This is a genomic window from Novosphingobium umbonatum (genome assembly GCF_004005905.1).
In the GTDB taxonomy this organism is placed as follows: domain Bacteria; phylum Pseudomonadota; class Alphaproteobacteria; order Sphingomonadales; family Sphingomonadaceae; genus Novosphingobium; species Novosphingobium umbonatum.
Genome location: NZ_SACO01000056.1, coordinates 1 through 422, shown reverse-complemented (window position 1 = coordinate 422; position 422 = coordinate 1). Strand labels below are relative to the sequence as shown.

Sequence of the window (422 nt, the reverse complement as noted above, 5' to 3'; positions counted from 1 at the left end):
AGCTGCTTGGCTGTCCGCTTCTGCTTGCGCGATTTGCCCGCCTCCACCCGTAGCCAACCTGTCAGTTTCTCGGCAAACGGGTCCAGCTTACTTGGTCGATCTGGCACTTTGAACACCGGCTCTACCGTGTCGGCGCGAAGATATTTGCGGATCGTGTTGCGCGACAAGCCGGTACGCCGCTTGATCTCGCGAATGGGAATGCCTTGGCGAAAGTGCCAGCGGCGGATCACACTGAGTAGGTCCATGTCGATCACTCCGATGCCTCCCGACTGTCAGCCGGAGGCGAGGAAAGCATGGGTCATGTATGGATGCCCCCTGTCGTGCGAGGTTTGTCGGAGACGCGCGGGGTGTGATCGGATGCGGTCATGTATCAGGCCTGCTGTGCGGACTGTTTTGACCGCTGGCCGGTATGGAGATGCGCA

The 422-nt window shown here is 60.0% G+C and carries 1 pseudogene; it reads right to left on the bottom strand.

The window, feature by feature from the left end:
- Window positions 1-245: pseudogene (locus tag EOE18_RS18250) on the bottom strand (IS21 family transposase); the annotation flags it as partial.
- Between the last annotated feature and the right edge of the window lie 177 nt (window positions 246-422).